The sequence below is a fragment of the Massilia sp. Root351 genome (assembly GCF_001425045.1).
Taxonomy (GTDB): Bacteria; Pseudomonadota; Gammaproteobacteria; order Burkholderiales; family Burkholderiaceae_D; genus Rugamonas.
On record NZ_LMDJ01000001.1, the window covers coordinates 347683 to 369555 of the forward strand.

Annotated in this window: 20 protein-coding genes; 16 read left to right on the forward strand and 4 right to left on the reverse strand. The window is 67.2% G+C overall.

Annotated features, from left to right (window positions below):
- Positions 1–23: 23 nt before the first annotated feature.
- Complete coding sequence (locus tag ASD15_RS01560; protein ID WP_057152971.1) at positions 24–221, reverse strand: zinc-finger domain-containing protein; 198 nt, start codon at positions 219–221, stop codon at positions 24–26.
- A 152-nt stretch (positions 222–373) separates the two neighbouring features.
- Here ASD15_RS01560 and ASD15_RS01565 point away from each other — a divergent pair, with 152 nt between their 5' ends.
- The 13 genes from ASD15_RS01565 to ASD15_RS01625 all read left to right on the forward strand — a co-directional run bounded on the left by ASD15_RS01565 (position 374) and on the right by ASD15_RS01625 (position 14812).
- Positions 374–1165: an AzlC family ABC transporter permease gene (locus ASD15_RS01565; RefSeq protein ID WP_082551479.1), complete on the forward strand. Its 792-nt coding sequence runs from the start codon at positions 374–376 to the stop codon at positions 1163–1165.
- Positions 1158–1490 carry an AzlD domain-containing protein gene (locus ASD15_RS01570; RefSeq protein ID WP_057152973.1) on the forward strand — a complete coding sequence of 111 codons (333 nt, stop codon included), beginning with the start codon at positions 1158–1160 and terminating at the stop codon, positions 1488–1490. The genes ASD15_RS01565 and ASD15_RS01570 overlap by 8 nt, the downstream gene beginning before the upstream one ends.
- Positions 1491–1553: 63 nt before the next feature.
- Positions 1554–2768 (forward strand): phosphoglycerate kinase, encoded by a 1215-nt coding sequence (locus ASD15_RS01575; RefSeq protein ID WP_082551480.1) that lies wholly within the window; start codon positions 1554–1556, stop codon positions 2766–2768.
- A 72-nt stretch (positions 2769–2840) separates the two neighbouring features.
- On the forward strand, positions 2841–4295 hold the full coding sequence (gene pyk / locus ASD15_RS01580) for a pyruvate kinase (RefSeq protein WP_057152975.1): 1455 nt from the start codon (positions 2841–2843) through the stop codon (positions 4293–4295).
- Between the two features lie 36 nt (positions 4296–4331).
- The gene (fba, locus tag ASD15_RS01585; protein ID WP_057152977.1) at positions 4332–5396 is read left to right on the forward strand and encodes a class II fructose-bisphosphate aldolase; all 1065 of its coding nucleotides are present in this window, start codon (positions 4332–4334) and stop codon (positions 5394–5396) included.
- A 115-nt stretch (positions 5397–5511) separates the two neighbouring features.
- Complete coding sequence (locus ASD15_RS01590; RefSeq protein WP_057152979.1) at positions 5512–6405, forward strand: phosphoribosylaminoimidazolesuccinocarboxamide synthase; 894 nt, start codon at positions 5512–5514, stop codon at positions 6403–6405.
- Positions 6406–6407: 2 nt separating this feature from the next.
- On the forward strand, positions 6408–6920 hold the full coding sequence (gene purE, locus ASD15_RS01595) for a 5-(carboxyamino)imidazole ribonucleotide mutase (protein WP_057152981.1): 513 nt from the start codon (positions 6408–6410) through the stop codon (positions 6918–6920).
- A 16-nt stretch (positions 6921–6936) separates the two neighbouring features.
- Positions 6937–8169: a 5-(carboxyamino)imidazole ribonucleotide synthase gene (locus ASD15_RS01600; protein ID WP_057152983.1), complete on the forward strand. Its 1233-nt coding sequence runs from the start codon at positions 6937–6939 to the stop codon at positions 8167–8169.
- The gene (locus tag ASD15_RS01605; protein WP_057152984.1) at positions 8166–9299 is read left to right on the forward strand and encodes an L-threonylcarbamoyladenylate synthase; all 1134 of its coding nucleotides are present in this window, start codon (positions 8166–8168) and stop codon (positions 9297–9299) included. Before ASD15_RS01600 ends, ASD15_RS01605 begins: the two co-directional genes overlap by 4 nt.
- A 56-nt stretch (positions 9300–9355) precedes the next feature.
- Positions 9356–10990, forward strand: coding sequence for a S9 family peptidase (locus ASD15_RS01610; protein WP_082551481.1), 1635 nt, complete (start codon positions 9356–9358; stop codon positions 10988–10990).
- Positions 10991–11048: 58 nt separating this feature from the next.
- On the forward strand, positions 11049–12560 hold the full coding sequence (locus tag ASD15_RS01615) for a S9 family peptidase (protein WP_057152988.1): 1512 nt from the start codon (positions 11049–11051) through the stop codon (positions 12558–12560).
- 170 nt (positions 12561–12730) lie between these two features.
- Positions 12731–14104 (forward strand): SGNH/GDSL hydrolase family protein, encoded by a 1374-nt coding sequence (locus tag ASD15_RS01620; RefSeq protein ID WP_057152989.1) that lies wholly within the window; start codon positions 12731–12733, stop codon positions 14102–14104.
- Between the two features lie 27 nt (positions 14105–14131).
- Positions 14132–14812: an OmpW family protein gene (locus ASD15_RS01625; protein WP_057152990.1), complete on the forward strand. Its 681-nt coding sequence runs from the start codon at positions 14132–14134 to the stop codon at positions 14810–14812.
- Positions 14813–14870: 58 nt separating this feature from the next.
- On the opposite strand, the gene ASD15_RS01630 is transcribed toward ASD15_RS01625, so the two are convergent.
- Both ASD15_RS01630 and ASD15_RS01635 read right to left on the reverse strand, forming a co-directional pair.
- Positions 14871–16055 (reverse strand): acyl-CoA dehydrogenase, encoded by a 1185-nt coding sequence (locus tag ASD15_RS01630; RefSeq protein WP_057152992.1) that lies wholly within the window; start codon positions 16053–16055, stop codon positions 14871–14873.
- A 102-nt stretch (positions 16056–16157) separates the two neighbouring features.
- Positions 16158–16661 (reverse strand): flavin reductase family protein, encoded by a 504-nt coding sequence (locus tag ASD15_RS01635; protein ID WP_057152994.1) that lies wholly within the window; start codon positions 16659–16661, stop codon positions 16158–16160.
- Positions 16662–16784: 123 nt separating this feature from the next.
- On the opposite strand from ASD15_RS01635, the gene msrA reads away from it, so the two are divergent.
- From msrA to ASD15_RS01650, 3 genes are read left to right on the forward strand one after another with little or no spacing between them, the layout of a single operon-like run.
- Positions 16785–17327, forward strand: coding sequence for a peptide-methionine (S)-S-oxide reductase MsrA (gene msrA, locus ASD15_RS01640; protein ID WP_057152996.1), 543 nt, complete (start codon positions 16785–16787; stop codon positions 17325–17327).
- A 35-nt stretch (positions 17328–17362) separates the two neighbouring features.
- Complete coding sequence (locus ASD15_RS01645; RefSeq protein ID WP_057152998.1) at positions 17363–18397, forward strand: HD-GYP domain-containing protein; 1035 nt, start codon at positions 17363–17365, stop codon at positions 18395–18397.
- A 21-nt stretch (positions 18398–18418) separates the two neighbouring features.
- Complete coding sequence (locus ASD15_RS01650; protein ID WP_057153000.1) at positions 18419–20662, forward strand: PAS domain-containing hybrid sensor histidine kinase/response regulator; 2244 nt, start codon at positions 18419–18421, stop codon at positions 20660–20662.
- Here ASD15_RS01650 and ASD15_RS01655 read toward each other — a convergent pair.
- Positions 20632–21873, reverse strand: a complete 1242-nt coding sequence (locus tag ASD15_RS01655; protein ID WP_057153002.1) for a cyclopropane-fatty-acyl-phospholipid synthase family protein — start codon at positions 21871–21873, stop codon at positions 20632–20634. The two genes, ASD15_RS01650 and ASD15_RS01655, sit on opposite strands and share 31 nt — an antisense overlap.

Genomic DNA, 21873 nt, shown 5'->3' on the forward strand with positions numbered 1-21873 from the left:
GTTGATGGAAAACATGCTGATGCTTAGTGGTGCGGCACCACCGCGCCCGGCTTCAGGCGGTAGGCGGTACCGCAGTACGGGCATTTGGCCACGCCATCATGGTTGAACTCCAGGAATACGCGCGGGTGCGAGGACCACAGCGGCATGGCTGGGTTCGGGCAATGGGCCGGCAGGTCTTTTCCGTCGAGCTCAACTGCAGCGGCTTGGGTGGCTTGGGTCATCTTGGCTATCTCCGTGAAACTTAGGCTGAAAACACCGATTTTAACGGATTCGCGCAATTCCAAGAATCATCGGTAGAATAGCGCCTGATCTACAGTACCGGCCGATGGCGTTCGCTTCCACTGAAACGAGGCGCGCGTGGCAGGAAAACCACATGAACGAAGCCACGCCTGCCCCTGTTCCGGCCACCGCCGCCGCCACCGCCACAGTCACAGCCGCCGACGTAGCCCTGCACGACGAAGCCGCCTGGCGCGAGGGACTGCGCACCGGCATTCCCACCTTGTTCGGCATCGGCGCCTGGGGCCTGGTGGTGGGCGTGGCCATGGTCAAGAGCGGGCTGACGGTGCCGCAGGCGCTGGGCATGACCTTGATGGTGTTTGCCGGCTCGGCCCAGCTGGCCTCGCTGCCGCTGATCGCGGCAGGCGCGCCGATCTGGGTCATTTTCCTGACCGCGTTTGCCGTCAACCTGCGTTTCGTGATCTTTTCCGTCATCCTGGCGCCGCATTTCGCCGGCTTGCCGTGGCGCCAGCGCTTCGTGCTCGGTTATTGCTCCGGCGACATGACGGCCGCGCTGTTCCTGCAAAAATACCCCAGCGTGGAACCGGTGCGCGGCAAGGTCTCCTATCTGAAAGGCTTGATGTACCCCAACTGGGCCGCCTGGCAGATCGGCTCCATCGCCGGCGTGTTCCTGGGCAGCGCCGTGCCGGCCGAGTGGGGGCTGGGCTTCGCGGGCACCCTGGCCATCATCTGCATCATGGTGCCGCTGACGGCCAACCGGCCGGCCGTGGTCGGCGTGATCGTGGCGGGCGCGGTGGCGGTGGCCGGCGCCGGCCTGCCATACAAGCTGGGCCTGCTGGCCGCTGTCGTGATCGGCATGCTGAGCGCCATGGCGGTGGAAGAATTGACGGAAAAGCGCGGACGCCTGAAGGAAGACAAGCATGGCTGACTGGGAAATCTGGCTGACCATCGCGGCGCTGGCCATCGCCACGGCCGCCACGCGCGCCTCGTTCTGGCTGGTGGGGCACCACATCACCATCCCGAAACGGGTCAACGAAATGCTGCGCTATGCGCCGGCCTGCGCGCTGGCGGCCATCGTGGCGCCGGACTTGCTGCTGGCGCAGGACGGCGCGGTGCATATCGGCTTCGACAACCTGAAACTGGTGGCCGGCGCGGTCTCAATCGCGTTTTACGTGGTGCGCAGGAACATGCTGGAAACCATCATTTTCGGCATGCTGTTCTTCACAACCCTGAGACTGTTGCATATCTTCTAAGGGAATCGGGCCCGGCGTTGCGGTAGAATAGCGGTCTTTCCAACCTTCGTCCTTTGGGTAGCCATGCAAGCTGTTCTGAACTTCATTCGTCTGCAAGATCTGATCGACCAACATGCGCTGCAAGGCAAGCGCGTGTTCATCCGCGCCGACTTGAACGTGCCGCAAGATGACGCCGGCAACATCACCGAAGATACCCGCATCCGCGCCTCCGTGCCGGCCATCCGCGCCGCCGTGGCGGCCGGCGCCAAGGTCATGGTCACCTCGCACCTGGGCCGCCCCACCGAGGGCGAGTTCAAGCCGGAAGACAGCCTGGCGCCGGTCGCCAGGCGCCTGGCCGAGCTGCTGGGCCAGCCGGTCGAACTGAAGCAGGACTGGGTGGACGGCGCCGGTCTGGAAGGCCTGCAGGCCGGCCAGGTGGTGCTGCTGGAAAACGTGCGTGTGAACAAGGGCGAAAAGAAGAATGCCGACGAGCTGGCGCAGAAGATGGCCGCCCTGTGCGACGTCTATGTCAACGACGCGTTCGGCACCGCGCACCGCGCCGAGGCCTCCACCCACGGCATCGCCAAGTTCGCGCCGGTGGCTGCCGCCGGTCCGCTGCTGGCGGCCGAGCTGGACGCGCTGGGCAAGGCGCTGGGCGCCCCGGCCCGTCCGCTGCTGGCCATCGTGGCCGGCTCGAAAGTGTCGTCCAAGCTGTCCATCCTGAAGGCGCTGTCCGAGAAAGTGGACGGCCTGATTGTCGGCGGCGGCATCGCCAACACCTTCATGAAGGCGGTCGGCCTGAACATCGGCAAGTCGCTGGTGGAAAACGACCTGGTGGCCGAAGCCAAGGCCATCATCGACATCATGGCCGCGCGCGGCGCCGAAGTGCCGATCCCGGTGGATGTGGTGTGCGCCAAGGAATTCTCGCCAACGGCGGCGGCCACCATCAAGGATGTGGCCGACGTGGCGGACGACGACATGATCCTGGACATCGGCCCGAAAACGGCCAAGCTGCTGGCCGACAAGATCGCCGCGGCCGGCACCGTGGTGTGGAACGGCCCGGTTGGCGTGTTCGAGTTCGACCAGTTCGGCGAAGGCACCAGGACGCTGGCGCTGGCCATCGCCGGTTCCAAGGCATATTCGATTGCCGGTGGCGGCGATACGCTGGCGGCGATTGCAAAATATGACATTACCGATAAAATTGGTTATATCTCGACCGGCGGCGGCGCTTTCCTGGAGTTCCTGGAAGGCAAGACTCTGCCTGCGGTGGAAATTCTGACCCAGCGTTTCAACAAGTAAAACCTGGGGGCGGACCCGATGGGTCTGCCCCGCCCGTCGCATCTGCTTGTCCGCTCCCAGCAAAGGAACTCTATGTCCCGTGGTACCAAAATCGTCGCCACCATCGGCCCCGCTTCCACCGACTTCGCCATCCTGGTCAAAATGATACGGGCCGGCGTGGACGTGGTGCGGCTGAATTTCTCGCACGGCAAGGCGCAGGACCATATCGAGCGCGCCGCGCTGGTGCGCAAGGCGGCCGCCGAGTGCGGCCGCGAGGTGGCGATCATGGCGGACATGCAGGGCCCGAAAATCCGCATCGGCAAGTTTGAAAGCGGCAAGATCGAACTGGCCAACGGCGACCAGTTCATCCTCGACGCGAAGTGGGGCGAGAACGGCGAACTGGGCAACCAGGAGCGCGTGGGCCTGGACTATAAGGCGCTGCCGACCGACGTGCGCCCGGCCGACGTGCTGCTGCTGAACGACGGCCTGATCGTGCTGGTGGTGGAGCGCGTCAGCGGCAGCGAAATCCACACCACCGTGAAAATCGGCGGCGAGCTGTCCAACAACAAGGGCATCAACCGCCACGGCGGCGGCTTGACCGCGCCGGCCCTGACGGCCAAGGACATGGAAGACATCAAGACCGCGATGAGCTTCCAGGCCGACTACCTGGCCATTTCCTTCCCGAAAAACGCCACCGACATGGCGATGGCGCGCCAGCTGGCCAACATCGCCGGCGAGCCATACCGCCACAAGGCCATGATGATCGCCAAGATCGAGCGCGCCGAAGCGATTCCGGCGCTGCAGGAGATCCTGGACGCGTCCGACGGCATCATGGTGGCGCGCGGCGACCTGGCCGTGGAAGTGGGCAACGCCGCCGTGCCGGCGCTGCAAAAGCGCATGATCAAGATGGCGCGCGAATCGAACAAGCTGGCCATCACCGCGACCCAGATGATGGAGTCCATGATCGTCAACGCGGTGCCGACCCGGGCCGAAGTGTCCGACGTGGCCAACGCCGTGCTGGACGGCACCGACGCCGTCATGACCTCGGCCGAAACGGCCTCCGGCAAATACCCGATCGAGACCGTCGAAATGATGGCCGCGATTTGCGTCGAGGCCGAGCAATCCGAATACAACAAGCTGGACGCCGATTTCCTCAACGTCCGTTTCACCCGCATCGACCAGTCCATCGCCTACGGCGCGCTGTTCACCGCGCACCACCTGCGCGTGAAGGCCATCGTGGCGCTGACCGAATCCGGCTCCACCGCGCTGTGGATGAGCCGCCACAGCATCGACACGCCGATTTTCGCGCTCACCCCGAGCGTGACCACCGCCCGCAAGGCCTCGCTGTACCGCAACGTGCGCGCCTACCAGCTGGCGCAGGGCGATTCGAGCGAAGTGGTGCTGCACCAGGTCGAAGAGCTGCTGGTGGAGTACGGCATCGTCAAGAAGGGCGACATGATCGTGGTCACCTGGGGCGAGCCGATGGGCCAGGTGGGCGGCACCAACGCATTGAAGATAGTGAAGGTGGGGGAATTCTCCCCGGCCTGATCACGTACCGATTTTTTTATTGTTTGGAGTAATACCATGTCCCTCGTATCCATGCGTCAGCTGCTGGACCATGCCGCCGAAAACGGCTATGGCATCCCAGCCTTCAACGTCAACAACCTGGAGCAGGTGCAGGCCATCATGGCTGCCGCCGATGCCCTGAACAGCCCGGTCATCATGCAAGCATCGGCCGGCGCCCGCAAATACGCCGGTGAAGCCTTCCTGCGCCACCTGATCGACGCCGCCGTCGAAGCCTATCCGCACATCCCGGTCGTCATGCACCAGGACCACGGCCAGTCGCCGGCGGTCTGCATGGCCGCGATCCGCTCCGGCTTCACCTCGGTGATGATGGACGGTTCGCTGGAAGCGGACGGCAAATCGGTGGCTTCCTACGACTACAACGTGGAAGTGTCGCGCGAAGTGGTCAAGTTCTCGCACGCCATCGGCGTGACGGTGGAAGCCGAACTGGGCGTGCTCGGTTCGCTGGAAACCATGAAGGGCGACAAGGAAGACGGCCACGGCGCCGACGGCACCATGACCCGCGAGCAGCTGCTGACCGACGTGGCCCAGGCCGCCGACTTCGTGCAGCGCACCCAGTGCGACGCGCTGGCCATCGCCATCGGCACCTCGCACGGCGCCTACAAGTTCACCCGCAAGCCGACCGGCGACATCCTGGCGATCGACCGCATCAAGGAAATCCACGCCCGCATTCCGAACACCCACCTGGTGATGCACGGCTCCTCGTCGGTGCCGCAGGAACTGCTGGCCATCATCCGCGAATTCGGCGGCGACATGAAGGAAACCTACGGCGTGCCGGTCGAAGAGATCCAGGAAGGCATCCGCCACGGCGTGCGCAAGATCAACATCGACACCGACATCCGCCTGGCCATGACCGCCGCCATCCGCAAATACCTGTTCGAGAACCCCGCCAAGTTCGACCCGCGCGACTACCTGAAGCCGGCCCGCGCCGCCGCTGAAGAGATCGTCAAGGCGCGCCTGCTGGCGTTCGGCTGCGAAGGCCAGGCCGGCAAGATCAAGCCGCTGCCGCTGGAAAAAATGGCCGAGCGTTACAAGGCCGGCGCCCTGGCGCAGATTGTGAAGTAAAATTCTGTCTGGAACGGGCCGGGGGATTCCCCGGCCCGATTTTCTTGACCGGCGGGCACGCAGGCCCGCGCGCCGGTTTCGCTTTGTCTCGCTTTATCACATCACCCTCCCCGCTATGAACAGCCTTTACCAATCCTCCATCAAATCCCTGCCACTGCTCGGCCATGGCAAAGTGCGCGACAACTACGCTGTCGGCGACGACAAGATCCTGATCGTCACCACCGACCGCCTGTCGGCCTTCGACGTTGTCATGAACGAACCGATTCCCGGCAAGGGCATGGTTTTGAACCAGATGAGCGACTTCTGGTTCGAGAAACTGGGCCACATCGTGCCGAACCACCTGACCGGCGTGGCGCCGGAATCCGTGGTGGCCGCCGATGAAGTGGAGCAGGTAAAGGGCCGCGCCGTGGTGGCCAAGCGCCTCAAGCCCATCATGGTGGAAGCGGTGGTGCGCGGCTACATCATCGGCTCCGGCTGGAAGGATTACCAGGACACCGGCAGCATCTGCGGCATCGCGCTGCCGGCCGGCCTGAAGCAGGCTGAAAAGCTGCCCGAGCCGCTGTTCACCCCGGCCGCCAAGGCCGACCTGGGCGAGCATGACGAAAACATCAGCTTTGCCGAAATGGAAAGCCGCATCGGCGCCGAACTGGCCGCCAAGATGCGCGACACCAGCATCGCCCTGTACCGGGCGGCCGCCGAATACGCCGCCACCAAGGGCATCATCATCGCCGACACCAAGTTCGAATTCGGCCTGGACGAAAACGGCGTGATGCACCTGATGGACGAAGTGCTGACGGCCGACTCGTCGCGTTTCTGGCCGGCCGATTCCTACCAGCCCGGCATGTCGCCGCCGTCGTTCGACAAGCAGTTCGTGCGCGACTACCTGGAAACGCTGGCCTGGGGCAAAACCGCACCGGCGCCTGCGCTGCCGGCCGACGTCATCGACAAAACCCAGGCCAAGTATTTCGAAGCCATCGAACGCCTGACCGGCGAGAAGCTGAAGGTATAAGCATGGCCGATCAGAACAAGCCTGTCGTCGGCGTCATCATGGGTTCGTCCTCGGACTGGGACGTGATGCAGAACGCGGTGTCCATCCTCAAGCAGTTCGGCGTGCCGTTCGAGGCCCAAGTCATTTCCGCGCACCGCATGCCCGACCAGATGTACGCCTACGCCAAGAGCGCGCGCGCGCGCGGCCTGCGCGCCATCATCGCCGGCGCCGGCGGCGCGGCCCACCTGCCCGGCATGGTGGCCGCCATGACCATCGTGCCGGTGCTGGGCGTGCCGGTGCCGTCCAAGTACCTGCGCGGCGAGGACTCGCTGCTGTCCATCGTGCAGATGCCCAAGGGCGTGCCGGTGGCCACCTTCGCCATCGGCGAAGCGGGCGCCGCCAACGCCGCGCTGACGGCGGTGGCCATGCTTGCCGCCACCGACGACGCGCTGGCCGACAAGCTGGAAGCGTTCCGCGTCCAGCAAACCGGCGTGGCCCAGGCCATGACCTTGCCGCTCCACGACTTTGCCGCTTGAATGGTGCGCTTGAATAATGAGTAATCCCAAGTCTTCACCGCAGGCGGCCCGCCAGCCTGCAACCGCGCTGGCCCCGTTCCTGCCCACCGCCAATCCGCAAGCCTGGCTGGGCGTCATGGGCGGCGGCCAGCTGGGCCGCATGTTCGCGCAAGCCGCGCAAAGCATGGGCTACCAGGTGGCCGTGCTGGAACCGTCCGACGACTGCCCGGCAGGGCAGGTCGCGCAGCGCCTGATCAACGCCGGCTACAGCGACGGCCCCGGCCTCGACGTGCTGGCCGCGCAGTGCTTCGCCGTCACCACCGAGTTCGAGAACGTGCCGGCCGACAGTCTGTCGCGCCTGGCGCAGCACGTCTTCGTTGCGCCCGACGCGCACGGCGTGTCGGTGGCGCAGGACCGCATCGCCGAGAAACGCTTTTTCGTCGATTGCGCGGCCAAGTCCGGCGTGCAGCCGGCGCCGCACAAGGTGATCGCCTCGCAGGACGACATCGACGCCATCGGCGACGCGTTGCTGCCGGGCATCCTGAAAACCGTGCGCATGGGCTACGACGGCAAGGGCCAGGTGCGCGTGCGCTCCCGCGAGGACGTGCGCGCCGCGTTTGAATCCATGGGCAAGGTGACCTGCCTGCTGGAGAAAATGCTGCCGCTGGCCTACGAAGTGTCGGTGCTGACCGCGCGCGGTGCGGACGGCCAGTCGGTGGTCTACCCGATCGCCGAAAATGTGCACCGCGACGGCATCCTGTTTACCACCACCGTGCCGGGCCCGAATGTGTCCGACGACTGCGCGAAAAAGGCGCAGGCGGCGGCGCAAGCCATCGTGGCCGAACTGGGCTACGTGGGCGTGCTGTGCATCGAGTTCTTTGTGCTGGCCGACGGCTCGCTGGTGGTCAACGAGATGGCGCCGCGCCCGCACAACAGCGGCCACTACACCATGGACGCCTGCGTCACCAGCCAGTTTGCGCAGCAGGTGCGCGCCATGGCGCGGCTGCCGCTGGGCGACGTGCGCCAGCATTCGCCGGCCGTGATGCTGAACATCCTGGGCGACGTCTGGTTCAGCGACGAGTCGGACGCCACGCGCGAGCCGGCCTGGGACCAGGTGCTGGCGCTGCCCGGCGCCAATCTGCACTTGTACGGCAAGGACGACCCGCGCCGCGCGCGCAAGATGGGCCATGTGACCTTCGTCGCGCCTACGCTGGCGGAGGCACGGCGGCAGCTGGAAGCGGCCTGCGCCATCCTGGGCATCGCACCGTGACCGCAGCGATCGACCTGGCCGCCATCCGCGCGGCCGCCGTGCTGCTGGAAGCGGGCAAGCTGGTGGCGTTTCCCACCGAGACCGTGTACGGCCTCGGTGCGGACGCCGAAAACCCGCAAGCGGTGGCGGCCATCTACGCCGCCAAGGGCAGGCCGCAGGACCATCCGGTCATCGTGCACGTGGCGCCGGGCGCCGACCTCGGCTACTGGTGCAGCGACATCCCGGCCGAGGCCTACCAGCTGGCCAAGGCCTTCTGGCCCGGCCCGCTGACCATGATCCTCAAGCGCAACGCCCATATCCCGGACGCCGTGTCCGGCGGCCAGGACACGGTGGGCATGCGCTGCCCGTCGCACCCGGTGGCCATCGCCTTGCTGGCCGCCTTCAAGGGCGGCAAGGGCGGCGTGGCCGCGCCGTCGGCCAACAAGTTCGGCAACGTCAGCCCGACCACCGCGCAGCATGTGCGCGACGAATTCGGCGCCATGGTGCTGGACGAGGCGGAAGCGGCCGAAGCCGCCGCCCACGCCTACGCCGCCGCCATCACCGCCAGCATGGCGGACCCGGCCGATGCAGCCGCCGGCGCGGCGTCGGCCGCCGGCGCGCTGCGCCTTGCCGTGCTCGACGGCGGTTCCAGCCAGGTCGGCATCGAATCGACCATCCTCGACCTGTCGCGCCTGGCCACGCACGGCCCGGTGCTGCTGCGCCCCGGCCATATCGGCGCGCAGGACATCGCCGACGTCATCGGCGCCATGCCCAACCTGCCCGACCAGAGCGCCCCGCGCGCCTCCGGCACGCTGGAATCGCACTACGCGCCCAAGGCCCCGGTCGTCCTGGCCGACAGCGCGGTGCTGCCCGACCTGCTGGCCAAGCTGGCCGCCAAGGGCCGCAAGGCAGCCGTGATCCATTATTCGGCCCTGCCGCAGGCGAAGCAGGGGCCGCACCAGCATATGCCGCCGGACGCCGCCGGCTATGCCTTCGGCCTGTACGCCGCGCTACGCGCCATGGACCAGACCGGCGCCGAGTTGATCCTCGTCGAAACGCCGCCACAAAACGACGCATGGCTGGGCGTCAATGACCGACTCCGGCGCGCAGCTTTCGGTTCTTCTGGTATTGTTGAGACGTTCCTGCAATAGTGAAAGGGAACCACGCCGGAGCGGTCCGGCGCGCATAACAAGAAGAGGAGGTCGCCATGACCCGAACCTTGTATGCCTGGCTGGCGGCGATCCTTGCCGCCGCACCTGCAAGCTCGCCGGCCCAGGACGCGCCGCCGCCGTTCGCGCCGGTCAGCATGCCCCGGCCGGGCGCCGCCTCCGCGCCGCCTCCTGCTGCCATCCCGTCCGCCCCCGCAATTGCCACCCCGACCGCCCCTGCAAGCGCCCGCGCGGTCCACAAGACGGTGCCATCGGCCGCCATGTCCGTGCAGCCGGCGGCCCCGCGCGGCACCTTGCTGGCCGGTCCCGCCGTGGTGCCGATCGACCTGGTCACCGACAAGGTCGACAAGCTTGAAGCTGCGCTGCTGCGCACGCTGCTGGAACGGCGCGACGGCCTGCTGGCCGTCACCGGCGAGCCGCGCTGCACCATCGCCGTCCACAGCCTGCGCTACCAGACCGTGGGCGGGCAGGGCGAGCCGGCCGACGCCGGCGGCGTCATCATGCTGCCCTCCGGCGCCGATCCGCAGTGCAGCGGCCCCCGCCCGGTACTGCTGTACGCCCACGGCACCGTGCTCGACAAGACCTTCAGCATGGCGCGCCTGAACGGCGAAGCGCGCCTGGTCGCCTCCATGTTCGCGGCCCAGGGCTATATCGTGGTGGCGCCGGACTACGCCGGCTACGGCAACTCCAGCCTGCCTTACCACCCCTACCTGAACGCCGAGCAGCAGGCCGGCGACATGGTGGACGCGCTGCGCGCCGCGCGCACCGCCTACGCCGTGCTCGGCGCCAAGGCGTCCGCCCAGCTTTTCCTGACCGGCTACTCCCAGGGCGGCTTCGTGGCGCTGGCCACGCAGCGCGCCATCCAGCTGCACCATGCGGACGAATTCACCGTCACCGCCACCGCGGCGCTGTCCGGCCCGTATGCGCTGGTGAGAATGGCCGACGGCATCTTCAGCGGCCGCCCCAACACCGGCGTCACGTCCTATCTGCCGCTGCTCACCACCTCCGGCCAGCGCGCCGGCGCCGCCCTGTACGCCGCGCCGGAAGACCTGTACGAAGCGCGCTACGCCAGCGGCATAGAAAGCCTGCTGCCCAACAAGGTCCGGCTGGACGACCTGGTCAGGAAGGGCCGGCTGCCCAAGGGCGGCGCCCTGTTTGCGCGCGACTCGCAGCCGCAGGCGGCGGACGCCTCCGCCTTCTTCGCGGACAGCAACCTGGTGCGCACCAGCTACCGCAATGCCTACCTGCAGGACATGGCCAGCAACCCCTGCGAGCGCGACCCGGCCGAACCGCTGGCCTGCGCGCCCCAGCACAATCTGCGCAAATGGATGCAGAAGAACGACTTGCGCACCTTCACGCCGACCTCGCCGCTGATGCTGTGCGGCGCCGGCAAGGACCCGGTGGTGCCGTTCGCGAACGCCGTCGCCACCCATGCCTACTTTGCCGCGCATGGCGCGGCAGCGGTGCTGGTGGACCTGGAAACGCCGCTGCCGGACGATCCTTATTTGCCGTTCAAACAAGGTTTCGCGCGAGAACGCGACACGATGCGCGCCGATGCTGTCAAAAAGGGTAGCGATCCTGTCAAGGCGGTGTCCGATCGATACCACAGCCGGCTGGCTGCGCAGTTCTGCCTGATGTCCGCGCGCAGCTTTTTCCAGTCCGCAATGCCCTGACTCTGCTATGCTGATTTGACAGAAAAATCGGCGGAGTTGGCATGTTTTACCAGAAGTTTTGACAGTTTCACTACTGGCGGTTGCAGTGGCCGCTTGCGGTGGCGGCAGCGCAGGCAGTGGCAGTGGCGGCGGCAACAGCGGCGCGCCGGGCGGCACCAGCCCCGTGGTGGTGGCGCCGCCGCCATCCCAGCGCGGCACCCTGGTGGGCGGCCCCACGGCGGTCGCTGCCTACGACGCGCAAGCGCTCAAGCAGCTGCTTGACAGCGCGCAGAGCGGCGCCAGCAGCATCACCAGCACGCCGCTGTGCGCCGTCAGCACCTATACGCTGCGCTATCGCACCATCGGTTCGGCCGGCGAAGACACCGACGCCAGCACCGCCCTCATGCTGCCGTCCGGCGCCGATCCCGCCTGCACCGGTCCGCGCCCGGTGCTGCTGTACGCGCACGGCACCTCGCCGCTGAAGTCCTACGATATGAGCAAGCTGGACGGCACCGAGGCGCGCCTGATCGCCGCCATCTTCGCCGCGCAAGGCTACATCGTGGTCGCGCCCAACTATGCCGGCTACGCCGGCTCCTCGCTGGGCTACCACGCCTACCTGGACGCCGAGCAGCAATCGGCCGACATGGTGGACGGCCTGCGCGCGGCCCGGGCCGCGTTCAGCGCTGTCGGCGCCAGCGCCTCGGCGCGGCTGTACGTCACCGGCTATTCGCAGGGCGGCTACGTGGCGCTGGCCACGCAGCGCGCCATGCAGACGCGCCACGCCGCCGAGTTCACGGTAACCGCCGCCGCCGGCCTGTCCGGTCCCTACGCGCTGCTCAAATTCGGCGACGCCATGTTCGGCGGCGCGCCCACGCACGGCGCCACCGCCTTCCTGCCCATGCTGGTCAACGCCGGCCAGCACGCCGGCGCGCGCCTGTACGCCAGCCCCGGCGAGATGTACGAGGCGCCGTACGCCTTCGGCGTCGAAGACATCCTGCCCGGCACGCTCAGCCTGGGCGACCTGGCCAGCCTGGGCAAGCTGCCCGCCAGTGCCTTGTTCGCCTTGGATTCCATGCCGCAGGCGGACGGCAGCAAGGCCTACTTCAATGACGGCAACCTGGTCCGCACCAGCTACCGCGATGCCTACACGGCCGACCTGCGCGCGCGGCCCTGTGACGCTAGCGGGACTGCCGCCGCCGACGCGCTGGCCTGCGCGCCCCAGCACCCGCTGCGCCTGTGGCTGCAGAAGAACGACCTGCGCAATTACGCGCCGGCCGCGCCGCTGCTGTTGTGCGGCGGCGACGCCGATCCCCTGGTTCCCTATTACAACACCAGCGCGGCGGCCGACCATTTCCGCGCCCGCAATCCGGGCGGCACGCTGCACGTGGTGAACCTCGACGCCACCCCGTCGCTGTTCGGCGACGATTATTCCCAGCCCAAGCTGGGCTTCCTGGCCGCCAAGACGGCGGTGCGCGCCAATGCCGCCGTCAGCGGCGGCTCGGGCGACGCCGCCGTGCGCGACGCCTACCACGCCGGCCTGGTGGCGCCGTTCTGCCTGCGCGCGGCGCGCGACTTCTTCCGTGCCCGGTGAAATGTATCCTGAGTGAAATGTATCCGTACTGTAATTATTTGACGCTTTAGTCTAAACTGCCCAATTTACAAAATTGCGCTATACAACCCCTGCCGGGGCTGGCATATTAATCGGGTTGCAAATAGCACGCCCGTGCGTTTAAAACAAGAATATTCTTTTCAGGAGATACAATGCGTCACACCAAACTCGCCCTGGCGGTCATGGCCGCGGCAATTCTGGCCGCTTGCGGCAGCGGCAGCCCAACCGGCGGCGACCAAACCCTCAAAGTCAAATTCGCATCCCAGGTGTCGTTCGGCGACAGCCTGTCCGACGTCGGCACCTACAAGGTCGGCACCGTGGCAGCCCTGGGCGGCGGCAAGTTCACCATCAACGGCAACAACACCGCCGCCAATCCCGCGCTGACCGGCAAGATCTGGATCGAGCTGCTGGCGGCCCAGTTCGGCCTGCCGGCCCCCTGCGCGGCGCAGACCGGCCTGGAAGGCAACGCGGCCAAGGGCTTCAGCGTGCCGGTGCAGAACCACACCGGCTGCTACGCCTACGGCCAGGGCGGCTCGCGCGTCACCAACCCGGTGGGCGACAACCACAAGTCCACCGGCAGCGACGTCGGCGCGCTGACCGTGCCGGCCGTGACCCAGGTGAAAAACCACCTGGCGGCCGTGGGCGGCAAGTTCAAGGGCGACGAGATCGTCTTCATGTGGAGCGGCAATAACGACCTGCTGCTGGGCCTGGAGCACCTGTCCACCGCCGCCACCGCCGCCGGCGCCGCCGCCGGCAACACCGCCTTCGCCAACAGCCTGGTGGCCCAGCTGGCGGCCGGCGCGACCAACCCGCAAACGGCGGCAGCGTCCATCGGCCTGGCCCTGGCCACCGAAAACGCGCGTCCCGGCAAGACCGAGACCTCGGTGGTGACCGCCGCCGTGACCGCCGCCGTCATGGCCGGCAACACCGCCGCCGCGGTGCCGGCCAACCAGCTGGCCATCGTCACCAAGGCCAAGGCAGACGGCGCTGCCGCCGGCGCCAAGGCTGGCGCCGACTACGCCGCCGCCAACGGCCCGGCACTGGTGCCGGTGATGATCACCGCCGCCAAGGAAGTTTCGGCCCTGGTGAAGACGCAGATCCTGGCCAACGGCGCCAAGTACGTGGTGGTCAACAACATCCCGGACGTGGCCAACACGCCGTCCGGCCTGTCGCGCTCGGAATCGACGCGCACGCTGATCAACGCCATGGTAAAGGGCTTCAACGATACGCTGACCGCCGAACTGGGCACCACCGACGGCGTGCTGATCATCGACACCTACAGCGTCAGCCATGACCAGGCCACCAACCCGGGCCCGTACGGCCTGACCAACGTCAAGGAAACCGCTTGCGACCTGACGGCGGCCAAGAACCCGCTGAGCAGCTCGCTGACCTGCAACGGCTCCAACCTGAAAGCCGGCGACGTCAGCCACTACTCGTACGCCGACACCGTGCACCCGACCCCGTTCCTGCACTTCCTGCTGGCGCGCTACGTGTCGGAAAAAATGGTCGTCAAGGGCTGGCTGTAATCACTGCAATTCTGGAGACATAACAAGATGAAAATTCGTTTCAATAGCGCTGTCAAAATGCTGGCGCTGGCTGCCGCCATGGGCGCCGCCTCGGGCGCGTCGGCGCAGGCGGCCGGCGAATGGGTGGTGAAAGCCGGTATCAACAAGATCACGCCCAAGGTCAAGAGCGGCAACGTCAGCGCCCCGGCGCTGCCGGAGAGCAAAGCCGACATCGGCGCGGACACCCAGCCGATCTTCACCATCGGCCGCATGCTGACCGATAACATCTCGGCCGAACTGGACCTGGGCTTGCCGTACAAGCACAAGATCTATGGCGCCGGATCGCTGGAAGGCACGGGCCAGCTGGCCACCTCGGAAGTGCTGCCGCCCACTGCCTTCCTGCAATACCGCCTGTTCCAGCCGACCGCCACGATCCGTCCTTACGCCGGCGTCGGCCTGACCTACGCCTACTTTCGCAAGGAAACCGGTTCCGGCCAGCTGACCGCGCTGCTCAACCCGGGCGGCCCCGCGTCGACCTTCACGATGAAGAACAAGTGGGCCGCCAGCGTGCAACTGGGTGCCACCATGGCCATCAACGCCAAGTGGTTCGCGGACGTGAACGTGGTCAAGACCAGGCTCAAGACCACCGCCAGCTACTCCACCGGCCAGACGCAGGAAGCGCGCCTGGACCCGACCGCCGTTGCCATCATGCTCGGCACCCACTTCTAAGCCGCGGCAGACGAAAAAAAACCGCCTCACGGCGGTTTTTTTTTCGTCCGGGCCCGGCTTACTGGAAAGCCTGGATGCCGGTCTGGGCGCGGCCCAGGATCAGCGCGTGGATGTCGTGCGTGCCTTCATAGGTGTTGACCACTTCCAGGTTCACCATGTGGCGGATCACGCCGAACTCGTCGGAGATGCCGTTGCCGCCCAACATATCGCGCGCCACGCGGGCGATGTCCAGCGACTTGCCGCAGGAATTGCGCTTCATCATGGAGGTGATCTCGACGGCGGCGGTGCCGGCGTCCTTCATGCGGCCCAGCTGCAGGCAGCCTTGCAGGCCCAGCGTGATCTCGGTCTGCATGTCGGCCAGCTTCTTCTGCACCAGCTGGTTGGCCGCCAGCGGACGGCCGAACTGCTGGCGGTCCATGGTGTACTGGCGCGCCGTGTGCCAGCAGGCTTCCGCCGCGCCCAGCGCGCCCCAGGCGATGCCGTAGCGCGCCGAGTTCAGGCAGGTGAACGGGCCTTTCAGGCCGCACACGTCCGGGAAGGCGTTTTCTTCCGGGCAGAACACATTGTCCATCACGATTTCGCCGGTGACCGAGGCGCGCAGGCCGAACTTGCCGTGGATGGCGGGCGCGGACAGGCCGGCCATGCCTTTTTCCAGCACGAAGCCGCGGATCGCGCCTTCATCGTCCTTGGCCCACACCACGAACACGTCCGCCACCGGGGAATTGGTGATCCACATCTTGGCGCCGGACAGCGCGTAGCCGCCCGCTACCTTCCGGGCGCGGGTAATCATCGAGCCGGGGTCGGAACCGTGGTTCGGCTCGGTCAGGCCGAAGCAGCCGATCCACTCGCCGGTGGCCAGCTTGGGCAGGTATTTCTGTTTTTGTGCTTCGGTGCCGAACTCGAAGATGGGCACCATCACCAGCGACGACTGCACGCTCATCATGGAGCGGTAGCCGGAGTCCACGCGTTCGACTTCGCGCGCGATCAGGCCGTAGCTGACGTAGTTCAGGCCGGGGCCGCCGTACTGGTCCGGGATGGTGGGGCCGAGCAGGCCCAGTTCGCCCATCTCGCGGAAGATGCTGGTGTCCATGCGCTCGTGGCGGAACGCTTCCAGGATACGCGGCGCCAGCTTGTCCTGGCAGTAGGCGGCGGCGGCGTCGCGCACCATGCGTTCTTCGCTGGTCAGCTGGTCGTTCAGCAACAGGGGATCGTCCCAGTGGAATTGCGCGCGGGCTTGGCTCATGGTGTGGTCTCTGGTTATGGTGAAAGATCCCGGTATTCTAGAACGCCGACCCCGCAGCGGCTATTCAAATGGCGACACCAATTTCCGTTTTTAGCCCAGGGTTCAGCGCAGCCCCCGGAACTGCCCGCCGTGGAACACCAGCGGCGCCTGCGGGGCCGATTCGCAGTGCTCCACTTCGCCCACGAAAATCACGTGGTCGCCCTCCGGGTAGCGGCTGCGGTTGTGGCATTCGAACCACGCGGCGGCGCCCTTCAGGATGGGCTGGCCGGTGCGCGACAGCTCGTACTCGGCGCTGGCCCACGGGTCTTCGCCGCGGCTGGAGAACAGCTTGGCCAGGTGTGCCTGGCTGGCGTTGAGCACGTTGATCACGTAGTGCGAGTTGCCGGTGAAGATGGGCAGGCTGTTGGCGCCGTTGGCCAGGCTCCACAGCACCAGCGGCGGGTCGAGCGAGACGGAATTGAAGGAGCTGGCCGTCAGGCCGCGGAAGGTGCCGTCGGCCAGGCGGGTGGTGATGACGGTAACGCCGGTGGCAAACTGCGACAACGCCTGGCGGAAGTGCAGCGTATCGAATTCACGCGAGTCGGCGCGGGGGGAGCTAATATTCATGGGGAACCTGTATTTTCCAACATTATGCCAAAGAACCGCACCGCACAGCATTTGCAGGTGCATGCGCTTGCGCTTTGCGTTACAGTAGTCATCATCAAACGTGCTCTGAGCGGGAGGGACGGTATGACTAGCAATGCGGCAGCGACGGAAGTGGCCGTGCTTGGCGGCGGCTGTTTCTGGTGCACCGAGGCCGTGTACCTGGAAGTGCGCGGCGTGCGCGGCGTGCAATCGGGCTACACCGGCGGCCAGCAGCCCGACCCCACCTATGAACAGGTGTGCACCGGCGCCACCGGCCATGCCGAAGTGGTGCGGCTCGAGTTCGACCCGGCCGTCATCAGCTACCGCGACCTGCTGGAAATCTTCTTCACCATCCATGACCCCACCACCTTGAACCGCCAGGGCAACGACGTCGGCACCCAGTACCGCTCGGTGATCTATTACCAGTCGCCGGAACAGGAAGCCACCGCGCGCCAGGTGATCGCCGAAATGGCGGTGGTGTGGGACGCGCCCATCGTCACCGAACTGTCGCCCGCGCAGCCTTTCTACAAGGCCGAGGACTATCACCAGAATTATTTCGAGCAGCACCCGCTGCAAGGCTATTGCGCCTTCGTGGTGGCGCCCAAGGTGGCCAAGTTCCGCAAGACCTACAGCAACCGCCTGAAGTAAGCTGTATAAAAACGATAACAATAAGTGGCTGCCCCATGAAGGTAGTGATTGTTGACGATACCCACATCAACCTGGTGTTGATGTCGCGCCTGATCGGCAAGCTCGAAGGCGTGGAGACGGTCAGCTTCCGGGCCGCGCACCCGGCGCTGGCATGGTGCAACAGCCATGCCTGGGACTTGCTGATCATCGACTACATGATGCCCGACATGGACGGCCTGGCGCTGATCGCCGGGTTGAACCATGGCCTGCAGGCGGACCCGCGCGAACGCCCGCCGGTGCTGATGGTCACCGCCAGCACCGACGTCGAGGTGCGCCACCGCGCGCTGGAGAACGGCGCCAGCGACTTCCTGATCAAGCCGATCGACAAGGTGGAGTTCCTGGCCCGCACGCGCAACATGCTGCAGCTGCGCCGCGCCACCGTGGGCCTGCGCGACGAGGTGCGCAAGGCCACCGCCGAACTGCGCGCGCGCGAGCAGGAAACCATCATGCTGCTGGCGCGCGCCTCCGAATACCGCGATCCGGAAACCGGCGCCCACATCCTGCGCATGGCGCATTATTCGCGCCTGATCGCGGCCGAACTGGGGCTGTCCGAACAGGAGCAGGAAGACATTTTGAACGCGGCGCCGATGCACGACGTGGGCAAGGTCGGCACGCCGGACCAGATCCTGCTCAAGCCGGGCCGCCTGAACGAGGAGGAAATGGCGGTGATGCGCCAGCATGCGCGCATGGGCTATGACATCCTCAAGGGCAGCCAGGCGCGCATGCTGCAGCTGGCCGCCGAGATCGCGCTCAGCCACCACGAGCGCTGGGACGGCGCCGGCTATCCGGGCGGCCACGCCGGCGAGGACATCCCGCTGGTGGGCCGCATCGTCGCCGTGGCCGATGTGTTCGACGCGCTCACCAGCGTGCGGCCGTACAAGCAGGCCTGGAGCATGGAACAGGCGCGCCAGTACCTGCTGGACCACCGCGGCAGCCATTTCGACGCGCGCTGCGTGAACGCGCTGCTGGCGCGCTGGGGCGAAGTGCAGGCCATCAGCGCGCGCTACCGCGACGAGGGACGGCCGGCCTGAGGCCAGCCGCGCGGCGCCGCCATGCAGTACGCCCGCCTGCTCAACCTGGTGCAGCGCGCGCTGGGCGCGCAGGACGACGCGGAAATGCGGCAGCGCCTGGCGGACCTGCGCGCCATCGGCGAAACCACGCTGGCCAACGGCTTGCTGGCCCTGCTGGTGGAGGGCGAGCGCGCCGACCCCGGCCCCGGTCCCGGCCTGCCGCCGCAGCGTGAGACGGAGGCGGACGCGCGCCACCGGCAGGAGCTCACCGAACAGATCCTGGACCAGCTGCCCATCCCCGTGTTCCTGAAGGACCGCGAAGGGCATTTCCTGCGCTTTAACAAGCGCTTCGAGGAATTCACGCAGCGCACGCGCGAAGAAATCCTGGGGCGCACCATCGAGCACTTCGCCTCCCCGCGCTGGGCCGAGGCCACGCGCGCCGAGGACAGCCTGGCCTGGCGCAGCGGCCGCATGGTGACCAGCGAGCGGCGCCTGATGAGCTTTGATCCGCCGCGCGACGTGCTGGTCAGCCGCAGCGTCATCAACAGCGGCGGGCGCAGCTATATGCTGGGCTACTTCATCGACATCAGCGAACAGCGCGCCGCGCGCGACGCCATGCAGCGCGCGGTGGAATCGGCCGAAACGGCCAGCCGCGCCAAGAGCGAGTTCCTGGCCAATATGAGCCACGAAGTGCGCACGCCGATGAACGGCATTCTCGGCATGACGGAACTGGTGCTCGAATCGGACCTCACGCCCGAGCAGCGCGCCGACATCGGCCTGGTGAAGGCCTCGGCCGACGCCTTGCTGGCCATCGTCAACGACATCCTGGACTTCTCCAAGATCGAGGCCGGCAAGCTCGACCTGGAGGACGTGCCGTTCGACCTGCGCCAGATGGTGGAGGACAGCGTGCGCGTGATGGCGCTGCGCGCGCGGCAGAAAGGGCTGGCGCTGCGCTGCGAACTGCCGGCCTCCCTGCCGCGCAACGTGAAGGGCGACCCGGGGCGGCTGCGGCAGGTGCTGATCAACCTGATCGGCAACGCCATCAAGTTCACCGGCCAGGGCGGCGTCACGGTGGCGGTGGCGCTGGGGCGCGAGGACGACGAGCGCTGCGACGTCACGTTTTCGGTGCGCGACACCGGCATCGGCATCCCGCTGGAAAAGCAGAAGCTGATCTTCGAGGCGTTCGCGCAGGTGGACGGCTCCACCACGCGCGAATACGGCGGCACCGGGCTGGGGCTGACCATCTGCCGCCGGCTGGTGATCCTGATGCAGGGGCAGATCGGCGTGGCCAGCGAGCCGGGGGCGGGCAGCACCTTCAGCTTCACGGTGCCGCTGCGGCACACCGGCCTGGCCGTGGCCGCGCCGCTGCCCGCGCTGCAGCCGCCTGCCGCGCGCGGGCTGGTGCTGGCGGAGGGCGATGTGGCGGCCGCGTCGCCGGGCCCGGCGACGCCGCGCCACGCCGACATGCGCAGCGGCCAGGACCGCCGCCGCGATCCGGCCGCCGCCGGCAGTCCCGGGGCGCCGGCCGAGGCGCGCGCCGGCAGCCTGCGCGTGCTGCTGGCGGAGGACAACCCGGTCAACCAGCGCCTGGCGCTGCGCCTGCTGGAAAAACTGGGCCACCGCGCCACGCTGGTCGACAGCGGCGTCGCGGCGCTGGAATACGCCACCAGCGTGCGCTATGACGCCGTGCTGATGGACGTGCAGATGCCCGGTCTGGATGGCCTGGCGGCCACGCGCCACATCCGCCTCTGGGAGCAGGGCAGAGATCAAGGCGCAGGGCAGGGCGGCGCACCCGGCGCGGCGGCGGCGCGGCGGCTGCCCATCATCGCCATGACCGCGCGCGCCATGGCCGGCGACCGCGAGCGCTGCCTGGAAGCGGGCATGGACGGCTACCTGTCCAAGCCCATCAGCCTGGCGCGCCTGCGGGACGCCCTGGCCGGCTGCGCGGCGCCCGCCCTGGCCCGGCGGGAGGCGGACGGTGCTCCCGGCGGCCTGCCGGTGCTGGACTGGCAGGCCGCACTGCAGCGGCTCGATGGCGACCAGGACTTGCTGCGCGAACTGGCCGCGCTGTTCCTGCTGGACGGCCCGCAGCTCTGGCGCGAAGTGGCGGACGCGCAGGCCGCGCAGGACAGGGAGCGCGCCGCGCGCGCCGTGCACAACCTCAAAGGCGTGCTGATGAACTTCGGCGCCGCGCGCGCCATCGCCGCCGCCGACAGCGCCAGCATCCCCGCCATGGAAGCGGCGCTGCAGCAGCTCTACTCAGCCCTCGGCGACGCCCTGGCTTGAGATGCCCCGGCCTGGTACATATAGCCGCGCGACCAGGGCAGCACGCGCGGATTGCGCCCGGCCTTGCCGCACACGATCTGGTACAAGCTGAGCAGATCCTGTTCGAAGCCGTACACGCAGCCCGCCAGATACACATGCCAGATGCGGAAGCGCTTCTCGCCGGCCAGCGTCCTGATGCGCTCCGCGTTGGCCTCGAAATTGTCGGTCCAGATCGAACAGGTGCGCGCGTAGTGGCGGCGCAGGTTCTCCACGTCGTACGCCTCCAGCCCGCCTTGCTGCATGGCCTTGAGCACCTGCCCGAGGTGCACCAGCTCCCCGTGCGGGAACACATACTTGTCGATGAATTCGCCGCCGCCGTATGGCGTCTCGCCGCCCTCCGCGTCGGTGCTGGTGATGCCATGGTTCATGGCCACGCCGTCCTCCGCCAGCAGGGCATTGATGGCGCTGAAATAGGCCGGCAAATACTTCAGGCCCACGTGCTCGAACATGCCCACGCTGGTGATGCGGTCGAAGCTGCCGCGCACGTCGCGGTAATCCTGCAGGCGGATTTCCACCAGCTGTTCCAGCCCCGCCTCGCGCACCCGCTCGCGCGCCAGCTCGAACTGGTTCTGCGACAGCGTGATGCCGACGCAGCGCGCACCGTGGCGCTGCGCCGCGCGTATCACCAGCGCGCCCCAGCCGCAGCCGATGTCGAGCAGCGTCTGCCCCGGCTGCAGCCGGATCTTGGCCAGGATATGGTCGATTTTCTTGATCTGCGCGGCCGCCAGGTCCTCGTCGCCGCGCTCGAAGTAGGCGCAGGAATACACCATGGCCGGGTCCAGGAACTGCTGGTAGAACTCGTTGGAGACGTCGTAGTGGTAGCGGATCGCCTCGGCGTCCTTCTTGCGGTCATGCGTAAAATTGCGCGCGATGCGGGCGAAGCGCCCTTGCTCCTTGAGGGTGGAGCGCGCCAGCGCGTTCACCACGGCGATCATGTCGCGCGCCGCGCCGCGCACCTCGATCAGGCCCTCCACGTAGGCCGAACCGAGGTTGGACAGGGACGGCGTGAGTAGGTAGCGCGCGGCGGATGCGCGCGGCAGGCGTATCGTCACGCGCGGCGGCTCAGGGGAAAAGTCGAACTGCTGGCCGTTCCACAGTTCTATGCGCAGCGGCATGGCGGTCTGGTGCTGCACCCCCGCCATCCAGGCGCTGAGTCGGTTTTGCGCGAACAC